We start from the raw sequence: 23,142 nt of genomic DNA, 5'->3' as shown, positions 1-23,142 counted from the left end.
CTACGGCCTGGTGCACGCTTTAGCTGGAAGCAGGGCTTTGCGTGACAATCATTTTTTCCCTACCTGTTGAACCATGGCCACCACACCCCTGCCTGCTTACGGTCAAGTCAAGGCATTCATCAAAAAACGCATCAGCGCCGGCACCTGGAAGCCCGGAGACCCGGTGCCCAGCGAAGCCGTGCTGATGGAGCAGTTCGGCGTGAGCCGCATGACTGCCAACCGGGCGTTGCGCGAGCTGATGGACGAGGGCATGGTCACGCGCATCCAGGGCTCGGGCACCTTTGTGGCGGAACTGCACCGCATTTCTTCCACACTGACCATTCGCGATATTCACGAGGAAGTGGTGGAGCGCGGCCACATTCACACTTCGCGTGTGCTCCTGGCTGAATCTGAAAAAGCCAGCGCCGACCTGGCGCGTACCTTGGGGCTGCGGCCCGGCGGTCGGGTGTTTCACACCATCCTGATTCATCTGGAAAACGGCGTGCCCATTCAGTATGAAGACCGCTATGTGAATCCGGCGGCGGCGCCCGACTATTTGAAGACCGATTTCACCCAGACCACACCCACGCACCATTTGCTTGAAAAGGCGCCGCTCACCGAAGCCAGCTATTCCATCGAGGCCTGCCTGCCTTCGGCGCTGGAAGCTAAACACCTGGACATCAAGCCTGGGGAAGCGTGCCTGGCCATGATGCGGCGCACCGTGAGCGGCAGCAACATCGCCAGCGTGGCGCGCCTGGTGTACCCGGGCTCACGCTACAGCTTTGCCGGGAAGTTTCAGGCATGACGTCTGCAGGCAGCACCGGCTGGAATGTTGTGCAGCTGGCCGACATCCCCGCCACACCCTGGCGCAACGGCGGCGGCGTGACGCGCGAGCTGGCCATGTGGCCCGATGCGGGGGACTGGGCCTGGCGCATGTCGGTGGCTGATGTCGACAAGAGCGGCCCGTTTTCGAAGTTCGACGGTATTGATCGCTGGTTCACCGTGCTTGAAGGCGCGGGCGTGCAGCTGGACGTGGCAGGCGTGCTGCACCGCGTGACCGCTGGCGACGCACCGTTGTTCTTTGACGGTGCTGCGGACACTGGCTGCGAATTGATTGACGGCAAGACGCGCGATTTCAACCTGATGGTTCGCCGGGGCAGCCAGCCTTCGAAAATGGTGCGTGTGGAGGGGCGACACTCAGAAACCCTGAATGCCATGAAAACGATAGCCGTCTACGCACACCATTCGCCGGCTCGCGTGCTGTTTGATGAAGAAGTTTTGCAATTGGCACATGCGACCCTGGCCTGGCGCATGGTCACGGGCAGTGCCGCTGTGGGCATCGCCGCGCAGGGCGCCCTCTGGATGGAGATACCCGCATGAGCCTGCAACTGTGGAGCAATTGCCGCGCAGCTACGCTGCAAGCCGGTGCCGCGCAGCCTTATGGCTTGATCGAAGACGCCGCTCTGGTGGTGCAGGGCGAATCCATTGTCTGGGTTGGCCCGCGCACCAATGTGCCGGCCGATCTGCTCGCGCGCTGCACTGTGCAGCATGATGCGGGCGGTACATTAATCACGCCGGGCCTGATCGATTGCCACACCCATCTGGTTTATGGTGGCGACCGTGCCCACGAATTTGAGTTGCGGCTCAACGGCGTGACGTATGAAGAGATTGCCCGCACCGGCGGCGGCATCGCCTCTACCATGCAAGCCACGCGCGCAGCCACCGCGCCGCAGCTGCAGGCGCAGAGCGCGACCAGGCTGCAGCGATTGATCGCCGAAGGCGTGACCACGCTGGAGATCAAGTCCGGCTACGGCCTGGCGCTGGAGCATGAGCGCAAGATACTGTCGGTGGCACGCGCGCTGGGCCAGGCCCACGCGGTGGACATTCGCACCACCTTCCTGGGCGCGCATGCCGTGCCGGCTGAATTTGCGGGTCGCACTGATGCCTATGTCGATGCCGTTCTGGAGATGCTGCCGGTACTGCACGCTGAAGGCTTAGTCGACGCGGTGGATGCCTTTTGCGAGCGCATCGCCTTCAGCCCCGCGCAAACCGAGCGCGTCTTTGTTGCGGCCAGGGCATTGGGTATTCCGGTGAAGCTGCATGCCGAGCAACTCAGCGACAGCGGCGGCGCGCAGCTCGCGGCGCGCTACGGTGCGCTCAGCTGCGATCACCTCGAATGGCTGTCGGCTGAGGGCGCGCAGGCGATGGCGGCGGCCGGTTCGGTGGCGGTGCTGCTCCCCGGTGCGTTTTATTTCTTGCGTGAGACCAAACTGCCGCCTGTGGCTTTGCTGCGTGAGCACGGTGTGCCTATGGCGATCTCCACCGACTGCAACCCCGGCAGCTCGCCTTGCACCTCTTTGCTGCTGATGCTCAACATGGCGTGCACGCTTTTTCGCCTCACGCCCGAAGAGGCGCTGGCCGGTGTCACGCGCCACGCTGCCGCCGCGCTGGCTTTGCGTGATCGCGGTGTGTTGGCTGCGGGTATGCGGGCTGATTTTGTGCTGTGGGGGGTGGAGCAACCGGCGGAACTGAGCTACGCCATCGGCGCAAACCCGCGCCTTCAAACTGTTTTCAAGGGCCAGAGCATATGAGCGACGTTTTCACCTTGCATCAGGGCACGGTGCCGCTGCTGGTCAGCATGCCCCACATCGGCACCGAGATTCCCGCTGAACTGAAAGGCGGCTACACCGACGAAGCCCTTCGCGTCGAAGACACCGACTGGCACCTGCACCGGCTCTACAACTTTCTGCCTGCGATGGGCGCCAGTGTGTTGCGGCCGCGTTATTCGCGCTATGTGATCGACCTGAACCGTCCGCCTGACGATGCGCCCATGTATCCGGGCGCCTCCAACACCGAGCTGTGCCCGACGCGCTTTTTCAGCGGGGCGCCGCTCTACAAGCCCGGCTATGAGCTCGCCCCCGAGGAACGCGCGCGGCGGCGCGAGGCTTACTGGCAGCCTTACCACTCGGCGCTGGCCGGCGAACTGGCGCGGCTCAAGGCACGGCACGGCTTTGCGCTGCTGTGGGACGCGCACAGCATCCGCTCGCAGATCCCCTGGCTGTTTGAAGGCACGCTGCCCGACCTCAACATCGGCACAGCCAGCGGCGCCAGCGCACGCGAAGCCATCACCGCCGCCGTGGTGCAGGCCTGCGCCGCCGCACCGCACATCACCACCGCCGTCAATGGCCGCTTCAAGGGCGGCTACATCACGCGCCACTATGGCCAGCCGGCCAGCGACGTGCACGCCGTGCAGCTGGAGATGTGCCAGAGCCTCTATATGCAGGAAATGGCACCCTATGCGTACAACGAGGCGCTGGCCTCGCAGGTGCAGCCTTTGTTGGCGAAAATGGTCGGCAGCGCCCTGCTGGCGTGCGCGAGCAGCTATGAAAAGTGAAGCAAAAACATTCCTGGCATCGCAGGCTTGGGTGCAGGGCGCGTGGGCCAAAGACGTTCTACTGACGGTCGCCGGCAACGGTACCTGGCAAAGCGTGGAGCCCGGCGCCACGGTGCAGCAGTATGAAGGCGCCACGCGTTTGCCCGGCCCGGTGCTGCCTGGCTTGGTCAATGCGCATAGCCATGCTTTTCAGCGCGCCATGGCGGGCCTGACGGAGCGCCGCAGCGCCGGCGTCCACGCGTCTGATGATTTCTGGAGCTGGCGCGACCGCATGTACACCGCAGCCAACCGCATCACGCCCGAGCAGCTTGAAGCGATTGCAGGCCAGCTCTATGCGGAACTTCTGGCCGGCGGCTACACGCAGGTCTGCGACTTTCATTATCTGCACAACGACATCAGCGGGACGCCGTACGCCAACCCGATTGAGATGTCGCTGGCATTGGTGCGCGCGGCGCAGCGCACCGGCATTGGCCTCACCTTGCTGCCCACGTTGTACATGCGCTCGGGCTTTAAGGCCACCGGCCTGCGCGAAGACCAGCGCCGCTTTTCGTCCACGCCCGAGAGCGTGATGCGCATGGTGGAAGACATCCAGCGCCAGACAAAAGGCGATGCACGCATCAACGCCGGGGTGGCCGTGCACTCATTGCGCGCCGCCAGTCCGGCCGCGCTGCTTGAACTCACGGGCGCCGCCAAAGCAGCCGGCCTGCCGGTGCACATCCATATCGCCGAGCAGACACAGGAAGTCGACGATTGCATTGCCCATACCGGCCAACGCCCGATCGACTGGTTGCTGAACAACGCCGACGTCGATGCCCGCTGGAACCTGGTCCACGCCACCCACGCAACACCGGCTGAATTACAAGGCGTGCAAAGCAAGGGCGCATCCATCGTGATTTGCCCTGCAACTGAAGCGAATCTGGGCGACGGCGTGTTTGACCTGCCGGCCTATGCGGCTGCGGGCGGCAAGTGGTCCATCGGTTCCGACAGCCATGTCACCCGCAGCTGGCCCGAAGAATTGCGCCTGCTCGAATACTCACAGCGACTCACGCTGCGCCAGCGTAATATCGCCGCGCGTGTCCTGGGGCATGAAAGCAGCGCGGCTGGCTTGTTCGAAGCCGCGCTGGCTGGCGGCCAGGCGGCCACCGGCCGGCTGCTGGGTGGTCTGGCACCCGGGCAACGGGCCGACTTCGTGACCTTGAATCCTGATTCGCCTGCATTGCTGGGTGTACCGGCAGACCATGTGCTGGATGCGCTGGTGTTTTCGAGTCCAGGCGCGGCGTTCGCCGAGGTGTACGTATCCGGCGCGGCTGTGACCCGCGAAGATAAGGCCAACGGGGTTGGCGACCGATTGCGTGAAAGTTTTCAGCGAGCCATGCAAGGTCTCTGGCAAGCCTGAGCAGCAACTCACCAAAAAAATATAGAAAATAGGCCGACAGCCCTTTATGGCCGTGCGCGACCAGCTATTAAAACTATAGCAATCAGGGCGGGCTCAATGGTGCACCAGCCTGGACTTCCTCAATGGGAAGAAGCCTCGCCAGCTCAGACGAACGCTGCCTGAATTTTGGCGGCGGCGGTTTTGATGAAATGGCCGCCCCGGATTTTCTGGCCCAGTTGCCCGGCACCCTCGCACATTTTTTCGTACTCCGCCTGGCTGAGCCTTGCGAACACTGCTTCCAGTTCATGAAGCGAAGAGACCAGAATCCCCGCGCCATGGGCGGCGATCAGCGGCGCGATGCAAGCCTGGTGCCACACGACGACCGGCAAGCCCTGGCTCAGGTAGAGCGAAGCTTTGTGCGGCGTGTTGAATTGGAGGTAAGCGCCATAGTCGCCCGAACACGTGTCAAGCGTTGCTCCATCCCAGACCAGGCCGAAAGCGCCGTCCGCCTGAAATGGTGGATGGTCTGGTGAAAAAGTACCGCGGTAGCGGATGTTGGCTTGCTCGCCAAAGCCCTCCTCCAAGCCCGCGCCGTAAAGCTCAAAGCTCAGCCCGGGGACTTCGCCCAGCCGATAGATGAAACCGGACTTGCCGGGTGACAGGTTGCCCGCATACACCAGTCGTGGGGGAAGGAACTGCGGGCGAGGCGCCGCAGAGGTGGCGGAAGGAATGGGTGAAGGAGTGGGCGAGGGGTCTTGCCAGGCAGGGCAAAAATAATCCCAGCAGTTCAGGGCCGCCGTGGGCTTCAGGCCATGGCGCTGCAAAAGCTCGCTCACGGTGTCATTGAGGCTCAGGACGTGGGTGAAGCGCTGCAGTTCCCGGGCTTCTTTTTCGATGAGGTCGGGCCGCGGCGGGTCGCTGCGAAGCCCTTCCAGGTCGTGAACGAACGCCACAGTGGGGATGTTGCGTCGCTGGGCTTTCTCCAGAACCGCGCGCGTCGGCAGTTCCGGCGGAAACTGGCACCACAGCACATCGGTTGGCTGAAAGCGCAGCCTGGCATGTGAGAGAAAAAAGGCGATGAGCCGACGCCAGTATTTGGAACGGCTGGTAGGAACCTGCTGAACGGCAAAGCCACTCTCGCGCAGAAAATGCGCGGTATCGAGCCGAGCCTTCGGGCCGGCATTCGAGCGGTTTTTTTTGGTGTCCAGTAGCAGGACATGTTGAAACCCGTTGGGCATGTTGGGCGGCGTTCTTACGCGGTTTGGTGTGGGGGCACAAGCGCAGTGCCCCCGAATTCGCGACGGCGTTGGATATTCTGGCGTTGCCGTTGAACCATGCAGATTATCAACTCGATGGCGCAGGGGGGAAACGGGGCGGTTTGACCAATCTGCTGCCGATCCCGGGCCGCGAGAGGCACCAAGTGACTGGAAATGGCCCTTTTTAGTATCAAAAAGGCCCGAAGCCCAATAATACCGTGCGCGACAAGCTATCAAATAGATAGCATTACCTGGTACCACCAACAGGAATCGAACCTGTATCTAGCGCTTAGGAGGCACTCGTTCTATCCATTGAACTATGGCGGCAACGCCCGCCGTTGCAGCGGGCACCGTGATTGTATTCGGTGGCCGGACGGGCTTCAGTCGTAGGGCACGGTAAATATCAGGTCGACAGCACTTTGCTGGCCGGCCTGGGCGCGCACGGTAAAGCGCTGCGAGAGGTCGTAGAACACATACAGCGTGCCCAGCGCGCCTGACACGGTCCGCTCATAAGCCGCGTAGAAGTTGCGCGAAAACCGCTTGCCCAGGGTGACAGCGCCTTCGGTGGTGGTGCCGTCGGTGTTGCTCGAGGCGCCGCGGTAAGACAGCTCGTCCAGCCCCAGTGAGGCGGCCAGCCCGCCCGACATGCCGCCGCCTTTGCTGCCCAGCAAGGCCAGCGCCGCCTGCTGCAGCAAGGCGGCTTCTGCGCCACCTGAAGCGGAGGAGCGGCCCACCACCAGCCACGACAGTTTTTCGGCGTCGGGCAGTTCAGGTTGCGCATAGAGGCGCACACGCGGCAGCAGGGCCGTGCCGGTGATCTGCACGCCGACGCGCTGCGTGAGGTTGGGGCGTATGGCCAGGATGTCGAGTGAAGGGTTGTCGACGGCGCCGGTGAAGCGCAGCACGCCTTGCTCCACGTCCAGGCGCTGGCCATACGCACGATATTGCCCGCCGAAAGTGTTGATCGTGCCTGTGAGCCGGGGATCGCGCAGGGATTCGCCATTGAGTGCCAGCGTGCCGCGAAGCCGCGTGTCGATGCCTTTGCCCTGGACGCGGAAGTCGTTGCCCAAATCCAGTTGCACCGCCAGCTTGACGGGGCGAGGTGCGTTGTCGGCGGTCTCGGCGCTGGTTTGCGCCGGGGCTTTCTGGCCAGCCGCCGCGCCTCGGGTGGTGTGCACCACGACGTCGTCGCCCAGTTGGGGTGTGCCTTCGTCGGGCAGGATGATGCGCGCCTGGTTGACCACCAGTTTGCCATTCAGTTCAGTTTGCTTGCCCAGCAGGCTCGCCTGTATGTCGCCCGAGACGGTCAGCTGCCGGTCGGTGCGTATGCTGGCGCGCAGGCGTTCGAGCGTGGCCGTGAGCTGGACCTGCGGCTTGCCGTCTACCCAGCCGGCTTCGCCTTGCGCCGTGAGGACGCCGCCCGTCCCCTTGTCGCCTGCACCTTGCAATGTGAATTCGTTGATGCGCATGCGGGTGCCATCCAGTTTGGCGCGCAGGCGGCCGTTGCCGAACTCGATGCCATCGACGACAGAGCGCAAGGCGAGGTCGTTGGCTTGCAGGTCACCCACCAGTTGCGGCGCGCTACGGGTGCCGCTGATGGCAACGTCGGCGCCCAGCGAGCCGCGCAGTCGCCAGCCCGGCGGCGCCAGCACCGACCACACGCCGATGCGCGGCAGTTGCGCGCGGAGTTGGCCGGCCAGCGGGGCGTCTGCCGGCCAGAGCCAGCCACCGCCGGCTGTGGCGGGTGCGCGTGCCAGGCGCGTCCTCAACTGACCGTCGGCTGTGCCCGCGCGTTCACTGTCCCAACGCAACGCCACGGCGATCGCCTCACCTTCGCTGACCAGTGAGAGGCGCGCTTCTTTCACGCCGGCGGCCACGCGCGCCGAAGTACCTTGCCCGGTTTCGGCTTGCACCGTGATGTCGCCGCTGCTGCGCGCCAAGCTGGCCTTCAGGCGAAGGGTGTCGCCCAGGGTGGCATCCCATTCGCCATCCAGCAGCAGGTTGCCGCCCAGGCCGGCCCCGGCCATTTGCGGGCCCGCGACGAGCTCAATCCAGGCCAGGGGCAGGCCGGTGAGCTTGCCGGCAGTCACCAGTTCGCGGCCCGGGCGCCAGCGCGCAGGCTGCCAGCTCAGCGTGGCTTGTGAAGGCGCGCCGGCGGAAGTGCCGGAAGGTGGCGCGACCAGAAGGGCCTCGCCGGCGCCGCTTTCCAGCGTGTTGCCGTTGCGGCCCGGTGTCCATTTCAGTGGAACTGCGGTGCGCGTCTTGAGCTGCCACGCACCCGCGCCCAGCGTGGGGTCTTCAACACTCACGTTGAACTGTTTGACGAGGGCCTGCCATGCGGACTCGGCGAGCGGGTTGTTGCGCCCGGCCCCGGCATTGAGCCGCCCGCCTTCCGCGGCCAGCTGCAAGTTATAGCGGCGCTGGCCGGCTTCCATGCGGCCTTGCGTAGTGAGCTGTGCCTGGCTCAAGCGGCCGGAAAGCGTGGTCTGGAAGGCGCGGATTTTCAGCGTTTCTGCAGCAGCAACTGGTGCGGTGCCTGCCACGCTGGTGGTGACGGGGGCGGGTGCAGTTGCAGGTACGGGTGCTGTCATGCGCCAGTCGAGAGAAGGCAAAGCCAGCCGAGCTTCCAAGGCCGGGTCTTGCCAGCCGCCTTGCCAGCTGGCTTGCAATTCAGCACTGCCGCTGGCTGACGCACTCTTCAATGAGGCGGGCAGGCCCGGTAGCTTTTGCAGCCAGCGCAAGGCCTGCGCCATATCGCGGCCGCGCAGACTCAGGTCGCCTTTGCCGCTGGTTTGCCGCAACTCGCCTTGCAGTTGAGCATCCAGCCCGGGGGCTGTGAGTGTCAGCTTTCCTTTGCCGCCTTTTGCGCTGGGCTGCACTTCGAGCTGGCCTGCCAGCTCGGCATCGTCGGTGCGCACACGCAGGGCCGACAGCACCAGAGTGCCGCCGGCTTGTTCGGCGTTCCAGCTGCCGGTGGCGCTGGCATCGCGCAGGCGCAACTGGCCCAGGGGATTGGTTTTTGCGCTGGCGTCATTGCGCGCCGTCTGTACGTTCGCGTCAAAGCCGATGGCTTTACCCTGGCTTCGAACCTCGGCTTTGCCGTCCAGCGGCAATGGTGCGAGCTGGCTGTGCAAGAGGGCAGGGTTGACGTGCTGGAGTGTCGCCTGCAGCTTCCAGGCCGGTGGCGCGTCGGGTGCAGTAGATATCGCAGGAGCGTCGACCCACTCGCCACTGGCCAGCAGTTCGCCGCCGCCCAATTGCGCCTTGAGCGTGCGTACCATCGCGGTTCCGCTTCGCCATTCGCCTTGGGTTTCCAGCCGCTCCAGCGGCAGCTTTTGCTGGTCCCACGGGCCGGGCAGGGCGTTGGCCAGTTGCACCTGCAGCAGCCAGGCAGAGGCGGCAACGGGGGTGATAGCGGCGGGGGGATTTACAGTTTGCGACGGCCGCACGCTGGCGCTGCCGGTCAGCAGGGTTTGCGGCCCTTCGGGCCAGAACGCGGCCAGGTCCAGGTCGCGAAAATTCGCGTCGGCTTGCGGCACGGGCTGGGCGGCCCAAGGCATCACGCGGGCGGTAGCAGTCGCCTGCGGTTGCCGCAGGTTTTTTCGCGGCGATGCACCTGAAGGGGGGGCGCTCATCTGCAGCTCGGCCTTCACCCCCAATTCAGTCAGGGGCCCATGCGCTGTGGCTTTGAAGGCCAGCGGAACCGGTGTCTTGTTGCCGGGTATCAAAGTGTCAAGCGCGCCTGCCAGGCTGGCATCAAGCTGCATCGGGCTGCGCGACGACAGCTTGGCCCGGCCACTGTAGCGGCCGCGCGCGACCTGGGCGCTGAGCAGTTCCAGTTGGTGGTCCAGTCCTTTGAACGCATAGTTGCCCGTGATGCCCGAGGCGGAAAACGTTGACGCTCCCGTCCATTGAAAACGATCAATTGAAAATCCTTCAAGTAACACCGGCAATGGCAAGCCGAGCGCTGAAGGCGGCACCGACGGTGTGGTGGAGGGCGCGCGTTGATCGTTGACCTGCACGCTGGCGGACGCCAGCCGGTTGACCTTTAGCGTGCCGTGCAGCAACGACCACGGCTGCCAGGCCAGGGTGACGTCCCGCACGTCCACACGCAGGCCATCTTGCTGCCAGATCAGCTGGTCGACATGCCCGCCTTCACGCAGCGAGCCCGTGACGCGCTCGGCGCTAAGCGGCTGTGTCCGGCCTATCCACGCGAGTGCGGTCGCCAGCGAGCCGTCGGTTCCGGCCCACCACCATGCGCCTGTTGTGGCGGCGCCAGCCAGCACCATGACGCTGCCTGCGACCCATGCAGTGGCGCGCAGCCAGCGCCGTGGCGGGCGTAACGCCTTAGGTGCACCCGCGGAAGCGACAGGGGGGTTGGGCGTGTCCATCAGAAAACAAATCCCACGCTGACGTGCAGGCGCAGCTGTTTGACTTTGACGCCATAGGCCAGGTCAATTTGAAGCGGCCCGATGGGGCTTCTCCAGCGAACGCCCGTGCCGATGCCGACGGAAGGTTTCATGTCTTTGGGGTTGTCGGCCACGGCGCCCGCGTCGACGAAGAAAGTGTTTTCCCATTCGCTGGGCCGGCCGCCCTGCAGCATGGGGCGCTGGTATTCGAAGCTGCCCACGGCCATGTAGCGGCCCGGCCCGATGACACCGTTGTCGAGCTTGATGCCGATGTCGCGGTAGCCATAGCCGCGTACGGTGTTGTCGCCGCCGGTGCGAAACAGCAGGGTGCCGGGGATGCGGGCCGAGTCCTTGGCCAACACGGCGCCACCTTCGGCGCGCATCGCGATGCGGCCGCGTTCCAGCGGCACGATGCCCAGCCAGCGGCCCACGGCGCGGGCCAGGGGCTGGTGCTCCGATCCCATGGTGCTGCCGCCGCCGAGTTCAAAGCCCAGGCCGTAGCCTTTGTTGGGGGCAATCAGGCTGTCGAAATAGCGGCCCGTCCAGACATAGTTTGCCGTCAGGGCCGAGCCGTCGCCGATGTCGGCGGCGGAGCTGTTTATCTGGCCGCTGCCGCCGACACTGGCCCTGTCGTATTGCAGGTAGATGTTGCGGTCTATACGATCGCCGGCCTGGGTGCGTCCGAAGCGCAGGCGGCTGGAGCGCGTGATGAGCTCGTCGTCGTCGACGCGCTCGGCGCGCGCAAGCGCCACCCAGCGCCAGTTCGATTCATCGGGAATGGAGGTCCATTCGGTCTGCGCGAAGGGCGATTTCTTTTCGATCTGGAGTTTGGTGACCGCGCGCCAATTGGTGCCCGGCACGCGCAAATGCGTGTGCTCGATGGAGGCGCGCGGGCCGCTGTCGGTGGTCACGCCCACGCCCAGGATGATTTTTTGCAGCTTGGCCTCGCGCACCTGCACCTGCACGGGTGCGGCATTCGGGTCGCTTTCAGGGTCGACAAAGATGTAGGCCGAGTCGAAATAACCGCTGGAAGCCAGCCGTTGCTGCGCTTCGACCAAACGGTTCTGGTCATAGACGTCGCCGACATTCAGCCGTGCCAGGCGCGGCACCAGCACCGGGTCGTAGCGTTCGATGCCCGTGACCTGCATAGGCCCCAGGCGATAGAGCGGGCCGGAATCGAGCTTGAGACTGAGGGCTGCGCTGTAAGCTGGCGCGTCTATGTCGGCCAGGCTGTCGGCCAGCTTGCCGGCCGGGTAGCGGCGCGCCACGAGTGCACGCAGGGCCTGAGTCTTGGCGCCATCCCAGGCGTCCTGTGTGAAGCGCTGACCTGCCGGCAACCGCCAGTCGCGCCGGATTTCCGCGCGCTGGGCTTGCGCATCAGTATCTGGCGACTCCGCGATATCGCCCGCGAAGTCAACGGCAACCGTAGCAACCATTGTGGCCTGGCCCGGCTCTACCGCCACCACGATCACCGGCCGTTGGTTGACGCCGCGCTCCCGTGTGATGCCGATGGTGGGGCTGAAGTAACCCAGCGTGCCGAGCAGGTTGCGCACATTGCGCTCCGCCAGCACGACCAGGCGGGCCAGTTCGGCCTCGTCCAGGTCTGTCACGGCGCGGTAGCGCTGCAGCTCCAGATGTCTTTCAAGCAGATCCTTCACGGCTGCCGGCGCCCGCACGGCAATGTCAAAAGCCGTCACTTCGGGCTGGGCGCTGGTCGGTCCGGTTGCGCCTTGGGGGGTGGGCTCGGGCGTGACTTTTTGCGGTGGCGGCGGTGGCGCGGGTGCGGTCTGCGAAACACCTGAGGGCGGTGTCGACACGCCGGTCATGGGGCTTGACGCGGGTTGTGCGGGCGCGGCAGTTTGCGCGCCGGCCATTGGGGCCAGGAAAATCGCAAAGAAAGCAACAACCGGGACGAATCTGGCGGTTGTCAGTCTTGCCGGGGTGGCCATCCGCGCGCAGTCGGTGCTGTGGGTACTTTGGGTACTGGGAAGGGTCACGAGGGCAGTTTACTTGAGCACCCCTGTGCCCTCGTGTAGGAGACAAGCGCTTGGAATAGCTCTTATTTGGACAGCAGGCGCATGGCCTCTTCCAGGCCCTTGATGGTCAGGGGGTACATGCGCTGGTTCACCAGTTGCTGGATCACGCTGATGCTTTGACGGTATTGCCAGACGCCTTGCGGTTCAGGGTTGATCCAGGCGAACTTGGGAAAAGCGTTGGTCAGGCGCTGCATCCATTCGGCGCCGGCTTCTTCGTTGTTGTATTCCACGCTGCCGCCGGGCTGCAGTATTTCGTAAGGGCTCATGGTCGCGTCGCCGACAAAGATGAGCTTGTAGTCCTTGTTGTACTTGCGGATGATGTCCCAGGTCGGAAATTTTTCGGCAAAGCGGCGGCGGTTGTTCTTCCACATGAAGTCATAGACGCAGTTGTGGAAGTAGTAGAACTCCAGGTGCTTGAACTCGGCCTTGACGGCCGAGAACATTTCTTCGACGCGGTGAATGTGCTCGTCCATGGTGCCGCCGACGTCCATCAGCAGCAGCACCTTCACATTGTTGTGGCGCTCGGGCACCATCTTGATGTCCAGCCAGCCGGCGTTGGCCGCGGTGGAACGAATGGTGTCGTCCAGGTCCAGCTCTTCGACGTTGCCCTGGCGCGCGAATTTGCGCAAGCGCCGCAGTGCGACCTTGATGTTGCGCGTGCCCAGCTCCTGGGTGTCGTCGTAGTCTTTGTACGCACGCTGGTCCCAGACTTTGACCGCGCTTTTGTTGCGGCTTTTTTCCTGGCCTATGCGTATGCCCTGGGGGTTGAATCCGTTGGCGCCAAAGGGCGAGGTGCCGCCCGTGCCTATCCATTTACTTCCGCCTTCGTGGCGCTCTTTTTGTTCTTCAAAACGCTTTTTGAGCGTCTCCATGAGCTCGTCCCAGCCCATTTTTTCGATCTTGGCTTTTTCCTCGGGGCTCAGCTCGAGTTCGAGATTTTTGCGCAGCCACTCGAGCGGGATGTCCTTGGTGAAGTCGGCGATCATCTCCACGCCCTTGAAGTAGGCGGCAAAAGCGCGGTCGAACTTGTCGTAGTTTTTCTCGTCCTTCACCAGCACGCAGCGGCTCAGGTAATAGAAGTCGTCGATCTTCCAGGCGCCTTCGCCACCGTGCGCTTCGAGCTTGTCGCTGTTCGGGCCGACGACACCGGCCTCCAACGCTTCGAGCAGCATCAGGTATTCCTTGACGGAGACCGGCAGCTTGGCCGAGCGCAGGGTGTAGAAGAAATCGATCAGCATGGAGAACTCCTCAGGCGCTGAAGATTCGCGCTGCGAAGGGCCGCCCCGAGCAAGCGACGGCCCCCTCGGGGGGCAGCGTATTACACGAAGTGAGAAGCGTGGGGGCCATTTTTATCGAGGTTTGTCCAGGAGGTACAGCAGCTGGGCTTTGACTTCGGGCCATTCGCCGGCGGCCAGGCTGTACATCACCGTGTCGCGTATGGTGCCGTCGCGGCGCAGCGCATGGCCGCGCAGCACGCCGTCTTTGCGGGCGCCCAGGCGTTCGATGGCGCGCTGGGAGGCGTGGTTGAAGTTGTCGGTGCGCCAGCCGACGATGTTGCAACCCAGCGTGTCGAAGGCGTGGCTCAGCATCAGCAGCTTGCAGGTGGTGTTGATGTGGGTGCGCTGGCAGCGCGCGGCGTACCAGGTGTAGCCAATCTCGACGCGCTTGAGATTGGGCACGATGTCGTGGTAACTGGTGGAGCCGAGCACCTCGCCGGTGGCGGCGTCTGTTACCGCGAAGGCAAAGCGGTTGGCAGTGGCCAGGGCGGTTTCGATATAACCGCGCGTTTCATGAGGCTCGGGCACAGAGGTGATGCGCAGCTTCCAGAGTTCGCCGTCGGCGGCTGCCGCCTTGAGGCCCGCCTCATGCGTCAGTGCCAGCGGTACCAGGCGTACGCCGCGAGATTCCAGGGTCACAGGTTCGACAAACGCCATGCTCAATTTTCTTCCTTGGTTTTTTGCCGGTTCCTCCAGCGTCTGGCCACTTGCAGCCCCAGGCCGCCGCCCAGGCCTACCAGTACGATGCCGGCAATGGCGCCGTTGCCGTAGCCGGCTTCAAAAATATCGAAACCGAGCAGGTGGCCGGCCCAAAAGCCGAGGAGCGCACCGCCGACAAAGCCGACCGCATCCGACAGGCCTTCGATCAGCATGGATTTTTGACTCATGTGTTAGCCCTGCGTTCAGCGGTTGTTGCGCTGCATGAAAACCAGCTTCTCGAACAGGGTCACGTCCTGCTCGTTCTTGAGCAGCGCGCCCACCAGCGGTGGCACGGCGACCTTGTCGTCCTTGCTTTGCAGGGCGTCCAGTGGAATGTCTTCGGCGACCAGCAGCTTGAGCCAGTCCAACAGCTCGGAGGTTGACGGTTTTTTCTTGAGGCCGGGCAGGTTGCGCACGTCGTAGAAGGTTTTCATGGCCGCGGTCAGCAGCTCTTTCTTGAGATCGGGGAAGTGCACATCCACGATCTGCTTCATGGTGTCGGCATCCGGGAACTTGATGTAGTGGAAAAAGCAGCGGCGCAAAAACGCGTCCGGCAGTTCTTTCTCATTGTTCGAGGTGATGAACACCAGTGGCCGGTGTTTGGCCTTGATGAGCTCGCGCGTCTCGTAGACGTAAAATTCCATGCGGTCGATTTCACGAAGCAGGTCGTTGGGGAACTCGATGTCGGCCTTGTCGATCTCGTCGATCAGCAGTGCGACCGGTGTTTCCGAGGTGAAGGCCTGCCACAGCACGCCCTTGACGATGTAGTTGTGGATGTCCTTGACCTTTTCGCCGCCGTCCACGGTCGATAATTGCGAGTCGCGCAGGCGCGACACGGCGTCGTATTCGTACAAGCCTTGCTGTGCTTTGGTGGTGGACTTGATGTGCCATTGCAACAGCGGCAAGTTGAGCGCCTCGGCCACTTCCTCGGCCAGCATGGTCTTGCCGGTGCCCGGTTCGCCCTTGACGAGCAGCGGTTTTTTCAGTGCGGCGGCAGCGTTGACGGCCAGCATCAGGTCCTGTGTGGCGACGTAGTTCTTGGAGCCTTGAAATTTCATGTTCTTGGGGCAGAAGGTGAAGATTGAGCGGCGTTTGCGCAGGGGGTGGCGGAACGCGCCGCCTGGCCGTGGCAGGCCCAGATATAATCCAAGGTTGTTTTATACGATGAATTCCCACCTGATTGTGCGCGCAAAATGAATAAGCTGTTCACCACGATATTCGCCGTAACTGTCTCTTGCGTGACGGTTGCCAGCCTTGCCCAGGAGATCAAGGGCGACGCCAAAGCAGGCGAAACCAAGAATGCCATGTGCATCGGCTGCCACGGCATCAAGGGCTACCAGGCCTCCTTTCCCGAGGTCTATAAAGTCCCGATGATTTCTGGCCAGGGCGCCAAATACATCATTGCCGCACTCAATGAATACAAAAAGGGTGATCGCAAGCACCCCACCATGCGCGCCATCGCCGACTCGCTGACCGACCAGGACATGGCCGACCTTGCCGCACACTACAGTGCTGACGGCGTGGTGGAAGTTAACGGCGCTACGGACCCCAAGACTAGTAAGGCGGCAAGCAAGGAGCCCAGCGTGGAAGTCCAGGCCCTGCTGAACAAGGCCAACTGCGCGTCATGTCATGGTGCCAACTTCAGTACGCCGATCGATCCGGCTTACCCCAAAATCGGCGGCCAGCACGCGGACTACCTGTTTGTCGCGCTCAAGGCGTACAAGACCGAGAACAACCCCAAGGTAGGCCGCGGCAATGCCATCATGGCCGGCATGGCCAAGCAGTACACCAATGCCGAGCTGAAACAGCTGGCTGGTTACCTCGCCTCGGTTGAGGGTGACCTCAAGACCATTCCCCAGAAGAAATTCCGTTAATCCGGAATCTTCCGCCAAAAAAGCCGCTGTCTCAGCGGCTTTTTTTATGCGCCGCTCTTGGCTCTTCTTGGCCTTCTCCCCATTCAAGCAGGGGCCGTGGAACCGGCTTTGCCGGGCCACAGGCGCAGCGGCCCCCTCGGGGGGCAGGGAGCTACACGCAGTGAGCGACCGTGGGGCTCAATCTGTTGTCGCCCGGCGCTGCACACAGTCTATGTACGCGGCACCATCCGGCGGCCGCCCCGCCCGCTGGCTCTCCCAGACCATCTGCCCCAGGCAGTCCATGGTTTCGTGGTGGGCGTCGTGCAATGAGTCGCGCCTGGCCGTCAGCAACTCCACGGCCTGGCGAATGCCACGGGGCTGGTCGATGGAACATTGCTCGCTGATTGACAGATGCATGGACAGGTGCAAAAACGGGTTGGTTTTGCCGGCCTCCACGTCGTACATTTTTTCGAGCGCACCATCGGCGTCGGCAAAATCGGCGTGGTATTCAGGGTGCTCTTCAATCCACTGGCTTGCTATGGTTTCAATAGCTTCCATCGGTTGTGCGGCGCGGGCCTTGGCGTAAACAGAACAAAAAAACCGGCGAACGTCGGCTTGTGAGGGGGTGAACATGGTGAAAGGTTATCACGCAGGCGTTTTCCGCTGCTGGCGTAATGAATTGCTTATCAGCGCTTGCGCCACGGGGCTCGCTGGTGCCGTCCTACAGACAGGGTTGGCACCCCTGCTTACATTACGAAGCACAATGGCGCAGTTCCGGGGTAAGGCCATTTCATAACCATCCACAAGCCCGGCGAGGAGATTCAGATGAACGCAGCACGCATCACAGGCATTGTCCTGATCGTTTTGGGCCTGGCCGGTTTTTTCACCGGCGGCTTCAGCTTCACCAAGGACACGACCGCCGCCAAACTGGGGCCGATCCAGCTGACCGTGAAGGAAAAAGAGTCGGTCAACATCCCGCAGTGGTTGAGCCTGGGTGCGGTCGTCCTGGGTGCGATCGTCCTCGTCGTCGGGTTTAAAAAGTCGTAACCCACACCAGCAGGTGCCGTGGGACTGGCTTTGCCAGACCACAGGCGCCGCCCCTAGAGGGGGGAACAAGCTACACGAAGTGAGCTTGGACAGGGGGGCTAGATCAACATGCGAGAAATCGCATGCCCCGCTTCCAGCAGCTGCGGCAGCATGGTCTCCTGCATCGCTTTGGCGCTGGTGCGGTTGGCCTGGCCGCTGATGTTAAGTGCCGCCACTGTCTGGCCGGCGCGGTTGGTAATCGGCGCTGCCATGGAGACGAGCCCTTCTTCCAGTTCCTGATTCACCAGGCACCAACCCTGTTTGCGGGCCTGCGAGATCTTGGCCATCAGCTCTTTCACATCGGTCACGGTGTACTTGGTGCGTGCCGTCAGTGCTGAGGCCTGCAGGCATTTCATAACCTCGGCTTCGGGCAGGGCCGATAGCAGCATGCGCCCCATCGATGTGCAGTAAGCCGGCAGGCGTGAGCCCACCCCCAGGCTGATGCTCATGATCTTGTGCGTCGGCACGCGCAGCACATAAACGATGTCTGTACCGTCGAGCATGGCTGCCGAGCACGACTCCTTGACCTCTGCCACCAGCGCTTCCATCACTGGCTCAGCCAGGTTCCAGATCGGCATGGAGGAGAGATACGCAAAACCCAGGTCCAGGATGCGCGGCGTAAGGCTGAAGAGCTTGCCGTCATTGTGCACATAGCCCAGCGTTTCCAGCGTCAGCAAAATGCGGCGCGCGCCCGCGCGGCTCAGGCCGCTGCGCCCGGCGACTTCGGTCAGTGTTTGCCGCGGGGCCACGGCGCTGAACGAGCGTATGACTTCCAGCCCGCGCGCAAACGATTGAACGTAACCGTCGCCAGGCTTTTGGTCGTTGGTGCGTGTGGATGCCGCGTTTGCCATAGTGCTGAAAATCTCCTAAAATTCATTATACGAACTAATGTTCTTATATCGAACAAATCCCGGGGCATTTTTGCACTGGCTTGATGATTCCAACAGGCCGCAGCTGGAGACTTCTGAATGATCAACAAGATTGCCGCCTCCGTCGCCGACGCGCTGGCGGAAGTGAATGACGGCGCCACGGTGCTGATTGGCGGCTTCGGCACAGCCGGTATCCCCAATGAGCTGATTGACGGCCTGATAGAGCAGGGCGCCAAAGATCTGACGGTGGTCAACAACAACGCCGGCAATGCCGAAACGGGTCTCGCCGCGCTGCTCAAGGCAGGGCGCGTGCGCAAAATCATCTGCAGCTTTCCGCGCCAGGCCGACAGCCAGGTGTTTGACGGCCTGTACCGCAGCGGCAAGCTCGAACTGGAACTGGTGCCGCAGGGCAACCTGGCCGAGCGCATACGCGCCGCGGGCGCCGGCATAGGGGCGTTCTTTTGCCCCACGGGCTACGGCACCGAGATGGCACGCAACGCAGACGGCAGCGCCAAGGAGACCCGCGAAATCAACGGCAAACACTATGTGCTGGAAATGCCTATTTACGGCGACGTCGCCCTCATCAAGGCCGAGCGCGGTGACCGGTGGGGCAATCTCACCTACCGCATGGCCGCGCGCAACTTTGGTCCGGTGATGGCGACCGCGTCGAAAAAGACGATTGCCACCGTGCACGACATCGTCGAGCTTGGCGACCTGGACCCGGAAAGCATCGTGACACCGGGCATCTTTGTTCACCACATCGTCAAAATCGCACGCACTGCCACGCAAGCTGGCGGCTTCAAGAAATGACATACGAAACGCCCCCGTTGTCGCTCACTTCGTGTAGCGGCCTCCCCCCTCAAGGGGGCGACACCAGCGGCCTGGCCAAGCCAGTTCCGCGGCGTCTGCTGGCATTGCACCACGTCGGTTTAGGCGCAATGAGTCATTTTGGAAATAGAGTGGAAGAACTGACATGAGCACCAACTACCAACGCCGCACCAAAGACCAGCTCGCAGCCCGCGTCGCGCAAGATATTTTTGACGGCGCCGTCGTCAACCTCGGCATTGGCCAGCCCACGCTGGTGGCCAACCATTTGCCGGCGGGTCGCGAGGTCATTTTGCAAAGTGAAAACGGCATCCTTGGCATGGGCCCGGCGCCTGCCGAGGGCGAAGAAGACTTTGACCTCATCAACGCCGGCAAGCAACCGGTGACGCTGCTCAAGGGCGGCGCTTTTTTCCACCATGCCGACAGCTTCGCGATGATGCGCGGCGGCCACCTCGACATCTGCGTGCTGGGCGCCTTCCAGGTGTCGGCCACGGGCGACCTGGCCAACTGGAGCACCGGCGAGCCGGGCGCGATTCCCGCGGTGGGCGGCGCGATGGACCTGGCGATTGGCGCACGGCAAACCTGGGTGATGATGGATCTGCTGACCAAGCAGGGCGCCAGCAAGCTGGTGCAGCAATGCACCTATCCGCTGACCGGCATTGGCTGTGTCAAGCGGGTGTATTCAGACCTTGCCACACTGGAGTGCACGCCTCAGGGCCTGAAGCTGATCGACACCGTCGACGGACTCACGCACGCCGAACTCGAAAAACTGGTGGGCTTGCCGATCGCGGCCGCCTGATCGTTGATTTCACATCTTCCAAAGTCAAAGCACACCATGAACCAAGCTTTTATCTGCGACGCCATCCGTACCCCCTTCGGTCGCTACGGCGGTTCCTTGAGCAGCGTGCGTACCGACGACCTGGGCGCGATCCCGCTCAAGGCACTGATGGCGCGCAACCCAAACGTCGACTGGCAGGCTGTCACCGACGTAATCTACGGCTGCGCCAATCAGGCCGGTGAAGACAACCGCAATGTGGCCCGCATGTCCGCCTTGCTGGCGGGCCTGCCGATGGACGTGCCCGGCGCCACCATCAACCGCCTGTGCGGCTCGGGGCTGGACGCACTGGGTACGGCGGCACGCGCCATCAAATCGGGCGAAGCCACCTTGATGATTGCCGGCGGCGTTGAAAGCATGAGCCGCGCGCCCTTTGTGATGCCCAAGGCCGAGAGCGCCTTCAGCCGCGCCAATGCGGTGTACGACACCACCATCGGCTGGCGCTTCATCAACAAGCTGATGAAAGAAAAGTACGGCGTCGACGCCATGCCCGAAACCGCTGAGAACGTCGCCACCGACTACAAGATCAGCCGCGAAGACCAGGACAAGATGGCGCTGGCCAGCCAGCTCAAGGCCGTGGCCGCGCAAAAGGCCGGTTACTTTGACGCTGAAATCACGCCCGTGACGATTGCCCAGAAAAAAGGCGATCCCGTTGTGGTCGCCAAAGACGAGCACCCGCGCGAAACCTCGCTCGAGGCGCTGGCCAAGCTCAAGGCGATCGTGCGGCCCGATGGCAGCGTGACCGCCGGCAATGCCAGCGGCGTGAACGACGGCGCTTGCGCGCTGCTGCTGGCCGACGAAGCCACTGCCGCGAAGAATGGCCTCACGCCAAAAGCACGTGTGGTCGGCATGGCGACCGCTGGCGTCGCGCCGCGCATCATGGGCATCGGCCCCGCGCCAGCCACGCAAAAAGTGCTGGCACTCACCGGCCTCACCATGGCGCAGATGGACGTGATCGAATTGAACGAAGCCTTTGCCGCGCAAGGCCTGGCCGTGCTGCGCATGCTGGGCGTGCAAGACGACGACCCGCGCGTCAATCCCAACGGCGGCGCGATTGCACTGGGGCATCCGTTGGGCGCTTCGGGCGCGCGCCTGGCCACCACGGCGGTCAACCAGCTGCACAAGGGCGGCGGCCGCTATGCGCTGGCCACCATGTGCATAGGCGTGGGGCAGGGCATTGCGGTGATACTTGAGCGTGTCTGAAGCGCACGATGGCCGGTGGCACGGCGGTGGATTTAGGCTTCCAGGCTTGGCATTGCTATTATTTTGGTAGCTGGTTGCGCTCGTCTCCATTGGGCTTGAGGCCTATTCCTTGGTAAATATGGCCTTTCCCCTCATCACCGATCCATTTTTTTACGCCGTGGCCATTCCCGCCGTGCTGATGCTGGGCATCAGCAAAAGCGGTTTCGGTGCGGGCTTTGGCTCGCTTGCGGTTCCCGTCATGGCGCTGGCCGTCACGGTGCCGCAGGCCGCCGCCATCCTGATGCCGGTGTTGCTGCTGATGGACTTGCTGGGGCTGGCCGCTTTTCGCCGCGACTTTGATATCAAATTCCTGAAATTCCTGATTCCTTTTGGCCTGGTGGGTACGGTGGTGGGCGCGCTGCTCTTCAAGGTGCTCGATGCCAAGGTGGTGGCAGCCCTGGTGGGAATATTCACGCTGTTGTTTTTGGCGCAGCGGCTGCTCTTTCCGCCCCGGCCCGACAGTCCGCCGCCGCCGAACTGGCTGGGCGCCATCCTGACGGTGACCTCGGGCTTCACCAGCTTTGTGTCTCACGCGGGTGGGCCGCCGCTGAGTGCCTATGTGATCCCCATGCGCCTGAGTCCGGTGAAGTTCACCGCCACCATGGCTGCCTTCTTTTTTGTCATCAACCTGTCCAAGTGGATTCCCTACGCCTGGCTGGGCCTGCTGGACCTGCGCAACATGGCGACGTCGCTGGTGTTGCTGCCGTTGGCGCCTGTGGGTGTCTGGATGGGTGTTCGCATGGCGCGGACCATCAGCCCGGTGCTGTTTTATCGCCTGCTGTATGTCGGCATGCTGCTGACCGGGTGCAAGTTGCTTTGGGACGGGTTCCGTTAACAGCTTAAGTAGCGGGGCGGATGGACCTCTCGGGTGCGCTCGAACGTCTTACCGGTATTTGCGCCCTGCGTCTACTGCGGCCACGGTAGCCCGCGCTTTGGGCGGGATTGCCGCGGGCGCTCGGGATTTTCACCGGTTTTTTCATGGGGAATTTCTGTGAGAATCGCTGGCATGAGAACAAGAAGCGCGCGCTGCGGCTAACGTCCCTTTCATGACTACCGTTGTTTTTGCCGACCTCGTAGGCAGCACCAGCATGTTTGAACGGCTGGGCGATGAAACGGCGTCGCGCTTCGTCACGCAGCTCATCGGCGTGTTGAGCCAGGTCTTCGAACAACACCAGGGGCGGGTGGTCAAGCTGCTGGGCGACGGGCTTTTTGTGGTGTTCCCTCATGAGGGCGACGCCTTGTCCGCGTGCATCAGCATCCAGAAACGCCTGCAGGAAAAACCGATCAAACCGGGCGGCAGCGGCGGCCCCGTGCAGATGCAGATGGGTATCGAGTCGGGTGAGGTCGTGGAGATCGACGGAGACTGTTTCGGCGACACCGTCAATTCCGCGGCCCGGCTGGCTGACCTTGCCGGTGCCGCCCAGATCCTGACCACTGAAAACGTCTGGGCTGCGCTGTTGCCTGTCCAGAAGGCCGCCTTGCGCAGCATGGGGCCGATGTACCTGCGCGGCAGGGCGGAGGCCAGCCATGTCTACAGGGTTGAATGGCAGGCCGGCCGTGACGAAGACGCAACAATGGCCGGTCGTTCGATGTTCGCTTCGCCCAGCCAGGCTTTTCTTGAGCTCAGCTATGGCGAGCAGACGGTCAGGCTGGATGCCAAAAGCAGCAAGCTCGCGCTGGGGCGAGCTGCCGATGCGGCGCTGACCCTGAACGACCCGCGGGTTTCGCGCATGCATGCCACGCTGGAGTGGCGCGGCGGGCATTTTGTGCTGGCGGATGCTTCCAGCTACGGTACCTGGGTCTATCTGGGTAACCAGAGCGAAGCCGTGGTGTTGCGTCGCACCGAATGCTATTTGGTGGGCAGCGGCCAGATCGTGCCGGGATGCGAGCGCACCGACGACAACGCCCCGCTGATCACCTTTTCCATCAGGACCTGAACCGCTGGCTTGGGAAGGGTCAGGTCTTTTTTAGGCTTCTTTCGCTGCATGATGCAGGCTAGAATCGTTT

The 23,142-nt window shown here is 63.0% G+C and carries 21 protein-coding genes and 1 tRNA gene; 12 read left to right on the top strand and 10 right to left on the bottom strand.

Translation table 11 applies throughout. The features are described 5' to 3' along the window. Positions 1-73: 73 nt before the first annotated feature. The 5 genes from hutC to ABI546_RS16675 are packed head-to-tail and all read left to right on the top strand — an operon-like array spanning position 74 to position 4,769. Entirely contained in the window at positions 74-784 is a 711-nt protein-coding gene (hutC, locus tag ABI546_RS16695; RefSeq protein ID WP_348048266.1) for a histidine utilization repressor, read from the top strand. Continuing rightward, positions 781-1,359 carry a HutD family protein gene (locus ABI546_RS16690; protein ID WP_348048264.1) on the top strand — a complete coding sequence of 193 codons (579 nt, stop codon included), beginning with the start codon at positions 781-783 and terminating at the stop codon, positions 1,357-1,359. The genes hutC and ABI546_RS16690 overlap by 4 nt, the downstream gene beginning before the upstream one ends. After that, positions 1,356-2,570, top strand: a complete 1,215-nt coding sequence (hutI, locus tag ABI546_RS16685) for an imidazolonepropionase (RefSeq protein ID WP_348048262.1) — start codon at positions 1,356-1,358, stop codon at positions 2,568-2,570. Before ABI546_RS16690 ends, hutI begins: the two co-directional genes overlap by 4 nt. Continuing rightward, positions 2,567-3,373, top strand: a complete 807-nt coding sequence (gene hutG / locus ABI546_RS16680) for an N-formylglutamate deformylase (RefSeq protein WP_348048260.1) — start codon at positions 2,567-2,569, stop codon at positions 3,371-3,373. The genes hutI and hutG overlap by 4 nt, the downstream gene beginning before the upstream one ends. Beyond that, positions 3,363-4,769: a formimidoylglutamate deiminase gene (locus ABI546_RS16675; protein WP_348048258.1), complete on the top strand. Its 1,407-nt coding sequence runs from the start codon at positions 3,363-3,365 to the stop codon at positions 4,767-4,769. Before hutG ends, ABI546_RS16675 begins: the two co-directional genes overlap by 11 nt. 143 nt (positions 4,770-4,912) lie before the next feature. Here ABI546_RS16675 and ABI546_RS16670 read toward each other — a convergent pair whose 3' ends face one another. From ABI546_RS16670 to ABI546_RS16635, 8 genes are all read right to left on the bottom strand, one after another. Further along, complete coding sequence (locus ABI546_RS16670; RefSeq protein WP_348048256.1) at positions 4,913-5,986, bottom strand: hypothetical protein; 1,074 nt, start codon at positions 5,984-5,986, stop codon at positions 4,913-4,915. 270 nt (positions 5,987-6,256) lie between these two features. After that, positions 6,257-6,331, bottom strand: a tRNA-Arg gene (locus ABI546_RS16665). A gap of 53 nt (positions 6,332-6,384) precedes the next feature. Continuing rightward, a complete protein-coding gene (locus ABI546_RS16660; protein WP_348048254.1) occupies positions 6,385-10,395 on the bottom strand; it encodes a translocation/assembly module TamB domain-containing protein in 4,011 nt (1,336 codons plus the stop codon). Next, complete coding sequence (locus ABI546_RS16655) at positions 10,395-12,410, bottom strand: BamA/TamA family outer membrane protein (protein WP_348048252.1); 2,016 nt, start codon at positions 12,408-12,410, stop codon at positions 10,395-10,397. The genes ABI546_RS16660 and ABI546_RS16655 overlap by 1 nt, the downstream gene beginning before the upstream one ends. Positions 12,411-12,472: 62 nt before the next feature. Further along, a complete protein-coding gene (locus ABI546_RS16650; protein ID WP_348048250.1) occupies positions 12,473-13,687 on the bottom strand; it encodes a VWA domain-containing protein in 1,215 nt (404 codons plus the stop codon). Between the two features lie 111 nt (positions 13,688-13,798). Further along, positions 13,799-14,383 carry a GNAT family protein gene (locus ABI546_RS16645; protein ID WP_348048248.1) on the bottom strand — a complete coding sequence of 195 codons (585 nt, stop codon included), beginning with the start codon at positions 14,381-14,383 and terminating at the stop codon, positions 13,799-13,801. Positions 14,384-14,385: 2 nt separating this feature from the next. Then, the gene (locus ABI546_RS16640; RefSeq protein WP_348048246.1) at positions 14,386-14,613 is read right to left on the bottom strand and encodes a hypothetical protein; all 228 of its coding nucleotides are present in this window, start codon (positions 14,611-14,613) and stop codon (positions 14,386-14,388) included. Positions 14,614-14,628: 15 nt separating this feature from the next. Then, positions 14,629-15,483 (bottom strand): MoxR family ATPase, encoded by an 855-nt coding sequence (locus ABI546_RS16635; RefSeq protein WP_348048244.1) that lies wholly within the window; start codon positions 15,481-15,483, stop codon positions 14,629-14,631. A gap of 135 nt (positions 15,484-15,618) precedes the next feature. On the opposite strand from ABI546_RS16635, the gene ABI546_RS16630 reads away from it, so the two are divergent. Further along, complete coding sequence (locus ABI546_RS16630) at positions 15,619-16,299, top strand: c-type cytochrome (RefSeq protein ID WP_348048242.1); 681 nt, start codon at positions 15,619-15,621, stop codon at positions 16,297-16,299. A gap of 177 nt (positions 16,300-16,476) precedes the next feature. Here the strand turns inward: ABI546_RS16630 and ABI546_RS16625 are convergent, their stop codons facing one another. Next, the gene (locus ABI546_RS16625; RefSeq protein WP_348048240.1) at positions 16,477-16,911 is read right to left on the bottom strand and encodes a DUF1841 family protein; all 435 of its coding nucleotides are present in this window, start codon (positions 16,909-16,911) and stop codon (positions 16,477-16,479) included. 192 nt (positions 16,912-17,103) lie between these two features. Here ABI546_RS16625 and ABI546_RS16620 point away from each other — a divergent pair, with 192 nt between their 5' ends. Next, positions 17,104-17,325: a hypothetical protein gene (locus tag ABI546_RS16620; RefSeq protein ID WP_348048238.1), complete on the top strand. Its 222-nt coding sequence runs from the start codon at positions 17,104-17,106 to the stop codon at positions 17,323-17,325. Between the two features lie 98 nt (positions 17,326-17,423). Here ABI546_RS16620 and ABI546_RS16615 read toward each other — a convergent pair whose 3' ends face one another. Next, complete coding sequence (locus ABI546_RS16615; protein ID WP_348048236.1) at positions 17,424-18,215, bottom strand: IclR family transcriptional regulator; 792 nt, start codon at positions 18,213-18,215, stop codon at positions 17,424-17,426. A 117-nt stretch (positions 18,216-18,332) separates the two neighbouring features. Between ABI546_RS16615 and ABI546_RS16610 the strand changes: the two genes are divergently transcribed. From ABI546_RS16610 to ABI546_RS16590, 5 genes are all read left to right on the top strand, one after another. After that, positions 18,333-19,043 carry a 3-oxoacid CoA-transferase subunit A gene (locus ABI546_RS16610; protein WP_348048234.1) on the top strand — a complete coding sequence of 237 codons (711 nt, stop codon included), beginning with the start codon at positions 18,333-18,335 and terminating at the stop codon, positions 19,041-19,043. Positions 19,044-19,206: 163 nt separating this feature from the next. Continuing rightward, entirely contained in the window at positions 19,207-19,857 is a 651-nt protein-coding gene (locus tag ABI546_RS16605; protein WP_348048232.1) for a 3-oxoacid CoA-transferase subunit B, read from the top strand. 36 nt (positions 19,858-19,893) lie between these two features. After that, positions 19,894-21,096: a 3-oxoadipyl-CoA thiolase gene (gene pcaF / locus ABI546_RS16600; protein WP_348048230.1), complete on the top strand. Its 1,203-nt coding sequence runs from the start codon at positions 19,894-19,896 to the stop codon at positions 21,094-21,096. A gap of 118 nt (positions 21,097-21,214) precedes the next feature. Next, positions 21,215-21,970, top strand: coding sequence for a sulfite exporter TauE/SafE family protein (locus ABI546_RS16595; protein ID WP_348048228.1), 756 nt, complete (start codon positions 21,215-21,217; stop codon positions 21,968-21,970). Between the two features lie 211 nt (positions 21,971-22,181). Continuing rightward, positions 22,182-23,072 (top strand): adenylate/guanylate cyclase domain-containing protein, encoded by an 891-nt coding sequence (locus ABI546_RS16590; RefSeq protein WP_348048226.1) that lies wholly within the window; start codon positions 22,182-22,184, stop codon positions 23,070-23,072. The last annotated feature ends 70 nt before the right edge of the window (positions 23,073-23,142 follow it).

The sequence above is a fragment of the Polaromonas sp. genome (genome assembly GCF_039932935.1).
Classification (GTDB): Bacteria; Pseudomonadota; Gammaproteobacteria; order Burkholderiales; family Burkholderiaceae_C; genus Polaromonas.
The sequence above is the reverse complement of the archived record's forward strand: the minus strand, read 5'-3'. Positions and strand labels throughout refer to the sequence as shown.